This window comes from Secundilactobacillus oryzae JCM 18671 (assembly GCF_000740055.1).
Taxonomy (GTDB): domain Bacteria; phylum Bacillota; class Bacilli; order Lactobacillales; family Lactobacillaceae; genus Secundilactobacillus; species Secundilactobacillus oryzae.
Genome location: NZ_BBJM01000052.1, coordinates 1 through 5,991, shown reverse-complemented (window position 1 = coordinate 5,991; position 5,991 = coordinate 1). Strand labels below are relative to the sequence as shown.

The 5,991-nt window shown below is 36.1% G+C and carries 7 protein-coding genes and 4 pseudogenes; 3 read left to right on the top strand and 8 right to left on the bottom strand.

The genetic code is table 11. The annotated features are described in order from the left end of the window. A pseudogene (locus LOSG293_RS09350) lies at positions 1-125 on the top strand (IS30 family transposase); the annotation flags it as partial. A 58-nt stretch (positions 126-183) separates the two neighbouring features. Here LOSG293_RS09350 and LOSG293_RS09345 read toward each other — a convergent pair. The 6 genes and pseudogenes from LOSG293_RS09345 to LOSG293_RS09315 all read right to left on the bottom strand — a co-directional run bounded on the left by LOSG293_RS09345 (position 184) and on the right by LOSG293_RS09315 (position 4,762). Further along, a complete protein-coding gene (locus tag LOSG293_RS09345; RefSeq protein ID WP_034529710.1) occupies positions 184-732 on the bottom strand; it encodes a DUF536 domain-containing protein in 549 nt (182 codons plus the stop codon). Positions 733-983: 251 nt separating this feature from the next. Then, a pseudogene (locus LOSG293_RS09335) lies at positions 984-1,364 on the bottom strand (DUF536 domain-containing protein); the annotation flags it as partial. Continuing rightward, complete coding sequence (locus LOSG293_RS09330; RefSeq protein ID WP_034529708.1) at positions 1,357-2,286, bottom strand: replication initiation protein; 930 nt, start codon at positions 2,284-2,286, stop codon at positions 1,357-1,359. The pseudogene LOSG293_RS09335 and the gene LOSG293_RS09330, both read right to left, overlap by 8 nt. A gap of 734 nt (positions 2,287-3,020) precedes the next feature. Beyond that, positions 3,021-3,233: a hypothetical protein gene (locus LOSG293_RS09325; protein WP_034529705.1), complete on the bottom strand. Its 213-nt coding sequence runs from the start codon at positions 3,231-3,233 to the stop codon at positions 3,021-3,023. Between the two features lie 504 nt (positions 3,234-3,737). Further along, entirely contained in the window at positions 3,738-4,100 is a 363-nt protein-coding gene (locus LOSG293_RS09320; protein ID WP_002834528.1) for a TIGR02328 family protein, read from the bottom strand. A 74-nt stretch (positions 4,101-4,174) separates the two neighbouring features. Then, on the bottom strand, positions 4,175-4,762 hold the full coding sequence (locus tag LOSG293_RS09315; protein ID WP_034529703.1) for a site-specific integrase: 588 nt from the start codon (positions 4,760-4,762) through the stop codon (positions 4,175-4,177). 76 nt (positions 4,763-4,838) lie between these two features. Between LOSG293_RS09315 and LOSG293_RS09310 the strand changes: the two genes are divergently transcribed. Beyond that, entirely contained in the window at positions 4,839-5,117 is a 279-nt protein-coding gene (locus LOSG293_RS09310; protein ID WP_002834561.1) for a type II toxin-antitoxin system Phd/YefM family antitoxin, read from the top strand. After that, positions 5,117-5,473, top strand: a complete 357-nt coding sequence (locus LOSG293_RS09305; RefSeq protein WP_034529701.1) for a type II toxin-antitoxin system YafQ family toxin — start codon at positions 5,117-5,119, stop codon at positions 5,471-5,473. Before LOSG293_RS09310 ends, LOSG293_RS09305 begins: the two co-directional genes overlap by 1 nt. Positions 5,474-5,600: 127 nt before the next feature. Here LOSG293_RS09305 and LOSG293_RS10200 read toward each other — a convergent pair. Next, positions 5,601-5,837 (bottom strand): annotated as a pseudogene (locus tag LOSG293_RS10200) (GNAT family N-acetyltransferase); the annotation flags it as partial. Positions 5,838-5,866: 29 nt separating this feature from the next. Beyond that, positions 5,867-5,991, bottom strand: a pseudogene (locus LOSG293_RS10195) (IS30 family transposase); the annotation flags it as partial.

Sequence of the window (5,991 nt, the reverse complement as noted above, 5' to 3'; positions counted from 1 at the left end):
AGACTAACTTTGACCAGATAACGACTGATGAAATCCTGGCAGCACTTGAGCTTATTAATCAACGACCATTAAAAATCCATCATCAACAGACTGCCATTAAAAGTTTCCGGGCTTGTTCGGATTAAACTTGTAATTTGCCAAATCTAAAAACAAAATAGTTGTGTGTCATATGAACATGTACCTTTAGTTATCAAATAAGCGCTTAAAGAACCCCTTCTTTGAAGCCTTTTTTTGATCATCACTATTTTCTTCTGACTGTTGTGCCTGTGCAGTACTTTTTTGCTTAGTTTGTGTTTGTTGCTTAACTTCCTGCGGCTCATTTTGTTGTGTTAAAAGACGCTGTGTTGATAGGTTTAACTGTTGTTGCTGATCAATTAGCTTTTGTGCCTCATCAAGTTGTTTATCCTTGCTTTCCAACTGTTTAGCTAGCAAGGCATTTTGCTCTTTTAAATTCTTAATATTATCCTGCATAGCAGCAATAATTTGATCAGTATTATTATCTGTTTCGCTATGATATTCATTATGCTGGGCATGTTGCGACCGTTGCGCAACGTCATTGTTTGGATTGCTTGCCATGCCTTTTACAATGGAGTTTTTTTGCGTTGCGTTAAACAATAATGTACGTTCTTTTACATCAGTGTGCGCAATATTGTTTTTCTTTATATAACGATAAACATTGGATTTGTCTTTGCCGATTTCCTCTGCAATATCCTTCATAGAATAAAGCTTCATGCTAAATTACTCCTTCATTGCGAACAATGTTACCACAATAATGTGCGCAACGATGTTTTTTATTTAAACTCCTTAGTTTTCTACCATTGCTTTCATACGTGCATCTTTAAACCAAAAAGCTTTATCAACTTGTGAAACGCCTAGCTTGTAGGCATATAAAACTGGCTGTTGTAAGGTAGCAAATTCTTCTGGGCGAATAAGTGGCACCGACTGTTGGTTATAGTTGGTTGAATGACCACCAAATAAGGCGTCAACTGTAATCGTTGCTGCTGATCTATCAATTTTGTTAGATGATCTATTTGTCGGTCTTTACTACTTATTTGCTGATCCTTGGTAGCAAGCTGTTTGTCACGTTGAAACTTTAAATCTTCTATTTCTCTTCTTAGAGTAGCAATTAGCTCATTATTTTCTTTGCTAGTCTTTGGTATCTGTTTCCTACCTGTTTGTTGGCTCTTTGAGACCAAAGGCTTTGCTATCTTGTCTCTAATAATCATCTCAGCTGTAGTGCTAATCATGTTTGCACCCCGACTATCTTTTTATTGCTTTTTTGCTGGTAGTCTTTGGTAGTGATATTGAATGGCTTGTTTGGAGACCTTTAATTCATCAGCAAGTTCTCTAATAGTTTTAGGCATGATTTCCAAACCCCTTTCGGAGTTCAGCAAGTGCTTCTTGTCTTGCTTGATCTCTTATTTTTTTATCGTGCTCGGCCTGTTTATCAGCCAATGCTTGCTTCTCAGTAGAGCCTAAAGTTAACCCTTTAACCTTGTCAATGGCGCGCCATTTTTCCTGCTCTGTTAATTCACCATTATGCTGAATGTTAAAGAGTTTTTGACGTTCATCTTGAATTTGACCTTGTGAGAAGTCATTAGCGTCTTTCTTTTCAGACTTCCAAGTAAAGGAATACCCAATCACTGGTTTCCCGCGGCCTTTACCATATTTTTTTCGAACAGTTAGGCCTCTAAAAAGAGGTGTAAGTTCCTCTTTGATGGGTTTTAAAACGGATTGATTTATATTGCTACTTTTATAGCTTTTAGGGACATCTAATAGCTCGTTAAAGTCCGCAACTGAAAAGTAAGCGTACCCAGTAGTCCTAAATTGTTTTAGTAAACGGAACATGGTTTTTGCGTAGCTGCTTTTTAAATCTCTGAATTCTGATAAAGCATAACGAACCCAACTTTCCAGCTCATTCAATAATTTTATAGCTTTGGGGTAAATTTTAATATCAACATAAGGATCATCAGCATGGCCGTTTATCTCAAATTCGGTAAACATAACAAAAAATTCACGATGCAGCCCATCTTTACTACGCCTTCCAAAGCGTAAGCCTAAAATTTTTTGATAAGTACTTTCAATATCGTCAATAAATCGGTTATTTGCTGTAGGTTTATATGCACTTAATTCTTTTAATTGATCAAATGAAAACCTTACAGTTTCGTCACCTTTGTCACGCATTCTAGAAACTATTGAGAAGAATAAATTCATTTCAACAGGAGTGAATTTTCGAAGTGGGATTGTATTTAATTCTGGATCATATTTAACAATTTCATTACTCAAATGAAGCACCTCTTTTAATAAACACGTTTTTATGAATATACAATACCACAAAACTCTATCTATAAACAGACAAAACTCTATCTATAAACAGACAAAACTCTATCTATAAACAGACAAAACTCTATCTATAAACAGACAAAACTCTATCTATAAACCCCTGTACGTCTTGGGAGAGTAAGGCTAAAGAGGGGTCTAAAAGAGGTTTAAAAGAGGTTTATAAAAGAGATTATAAAAGAGGCACCACGTACGAGATCAAAACCTAAAATCAAAAATACAAAGGAGTGAGCCAAAAACCGGCTCACATTAAACTCCATTCGCTACGCTCTTTGCGCCTCACTCCATTCGCTACGCTCTTTGCGCCTCACTCCGTTCGTTGCCATAAAGGTGTGGCAAGCCACATTTACACGGGCGCTGACGCCCCGCACCCCGTCCAAGCTGAACCAGCTTGACCGTTTTTTCACTCGCCGTTAGGCAGGAAAGCAAAGTTTTATAGAAACTTTGGCTTTCGCCAATTCAGTGTTAAGACTGGTTAAGAGCTGTCAATTCCTTATGCTCCCACGCTTTGCTCGTCCGCTACCATTGACAGCAAACACTTAGTTTATCTAAAACATAATAAGAATTTAACTGCTACGTCCCTTTTAAGGCCTTTATTTTCAATTCTCGGCAATTTTAAGCTTATTTACATATAATTATGCCAAAACAAAATAAAAAGCCCTCAGCGAGCTTTTAGAGGGCTAAATTGCAAATCCTGGTCGATTAATAATATCTTCTTGTCTTTTTTGCAAAACGTAAGTGTACAAGGAATTATACAAATTCTGTTTGATCTCATCAGGTTCATTAACAAAAGCTTCAAACAATTCTTGAATATCAACTTGCCAAGGATCAGCAAGCATTTCATCAATGGGCTTTAATACTTTTTTTTCGTCCATCTGAGTTACTCCTAACATTAGCTAATTATTTCAGGTTTAAATTAAAGGCATCTTTTTATAGTTAGTTATTCAAAGATTGTGATTAAGTTTAGAAAGAAAAACGGTGTAAAGCCATTAAAAAGATTTGTTTGAGCGCAGCGAAATCTAATACAACTTTTTTTAGTATAAGCACAATCAACTTTAGTTGTTGTGTATAAGTGCGCATTGAACTAAAAAACACCCTTTATTTCAATGATCAAGTTAGCTATTTTTTAGCGTCATTAAACGGAATGAAATGAGTTCAATGCGCACTTACACATAGAATTTATTCTATGTTATACTAAAATGATTAGAACCTGTATTAGAAGCCGCCGTTGGCGACAACAAAATCAAACTCATAAATTCAAAACTAAAAAAATAATTTGCCCTGTTAACGAATTGTAAACTATAAAAAATATGAACTAGAGGCTATACCTTAATTTTAATATGAATTATTAACTAAATATAAAAAAGAGCCTCGAGTATGAGACTCATTTTTTTGCTTTATAAAATAATCCCTTTGCTGGCTAAATTAGCTAAACATTCTTTCAAATATGCGTCATTATGCTCTGGATAAATTGGGTTAGTGATCGGGCATTCTTTCAAAATTATATATGGATCACAATGAATACCGCGGTAAAGCGGATTAAACCAGTTTTTATTGGGGTGATATCCGCGGTGCTGCATTTCATGCAGTACCAGTAAGTGAAATTGATAGAGTTTATATGGCGAGTGCTTGAATACATAATTAACAGTTGCATGTTTTTTACCCCAGCCATTGCCTCTTAGAGCAGCAAGTTCTCGATGCTGCCCTAGTAGTTGCTGGCGAGGAAGTTTATTAATGAGTTGCTCATGCCAAAGTCGCATACTTAGCCTCCTGTTTTCTCAGCTTATCTATCAATGTATTATAGAGAATAATTGCTGCAATAGCTCGCTTAATATCAACCAAAATCAATTTGATCGAGCATGGTTTCTTGACTGGCTTGATCCAAGCCTAAATAAGCTAAAGTCATGGCCTCGCTGGAATGATTTAATAAGTGCATGACCAAACCAATATTATAATTAGACTGCGTGTAGACCCGATAAGCCCCGGTTTTGCGCATTGTGTGGGTTCCTAGATAATTAATTCCTAACAGATCGCCAACCTTACTCATAATTTTGTAGAACTGTTTTTCCGTGATATGGCGCTCAGGGTGTTGAATGGAAGGAAAGAGCCACTCAGAGGCTAGTCTATGATCAAGTAGCCATTGACGGTACAATAAGAGCTCTGTTTGAACTGGTTTAAGATACAAGGTATTCGGTTTACCCGTTTTTCGATCGTGAATAAACGCATTTTGTTTAATAGAACCGTCCGGATTAAAAATATCGGTTTGTTTTAAGCGCATGACATCACTCACTCTCAGTAGCGTAGCTTTGCCAACTTGAAAAACTGTATAGTTACGCCGGCCAGCTTTAAAGCTGTTGAGTAAGGTATCTTGCACCTCTTTGAGAACATTTGAATCTTTGATAGGTAAGACAATTTGTTGCATAGTTTTAGCTCCTTAAAAAATTGATTTTTAGTACAATTTAAAGTACAATATTAAGTACAATGAAAGGGTGGTAAATATGACATTAGCACTAACACAGAGCGACTTTCGCGCTAATCTAAAAAAATATTTAGATCAAGTTAATGACGAAGATGAAACCGTTTATATTGCTCGTTCAAACAGTCGCGCAGTGGCCATCGTTTCACAAGAAAAAATGGACTGGCTAGAAAGAGCATTAAAAGCGAAAGAAGGTTCATTAGAATATGCAATTGCGCGTGATCAGTTAATTAAACGCCATGTTTTACCTGATGATGAAATTGTTGAATCAAATGATGATTATTGGGGTCAGTTTAAATAATGAAAAAACTAAGATTTAAACCACGTGCAACCTTTAATGCTGATCTAAAACGGTTAGCCAGTTTAGACAAATCTATTATTGATGAAGTTCGAGCAGCCATTGATCTGTTGCTTGAGCAACAACAATTACCAGCAGAATTTGAAGATCATGAGCTTAATCGGCGAATGAGCGGTTATAATGAATTTCACTTACGAGATACCCCGAAAAACAAAACACCAAGCGAAACTAACGATGTCCTGGTGGTTTATACGATTGATAAAGATGAACTAGTCTTAATTGGCATTCGAGTCGGATCGCATGATCGTTTATTTCCTGGTCAAAATCGTGCTAAAAGGTATCGAAAAAATGACAAATAGAAGGAGTTATTTTTATAATATGAAAATAAATAACCCCCAACATCTATATTATAGATATTGGGGGTTATTCTTTCAATGTTTTCGAGGGGCTATTTGGGACTTATGGACCCTATAAGAGAAACAAGACTTATTTTAGAACTTTCCTCAAACGTATCATGTCTTTTAAAACAAGACCATTTTCAGTAATCTCTTTATCATAGTGAATTGTAAAGAAGTTTTGATCAACACCAACAACCCGGAAACCACATTTTTGATAAAGATAAAGTTGTCCAAAACTAGTTGTACCAGTTCCAATTTCAAGACACTTGCAATTATTGTTTCGCGCATATTTTTCGGCAAAAATCAGAAGTTGATGACCAATTCCTTTATTTCTTTGTGTGGCAAATTACAAGTTTAATCCGAACAAGCCCGGAAACTTTCAATGGCAGTCTGTTGATGATGGATTTTTAATGGTCGTTGATTAATAAGCTCAAGTGCTGCCAGGATTTCATCAGTCGTTATCTGGTCAAAGTTAGTCT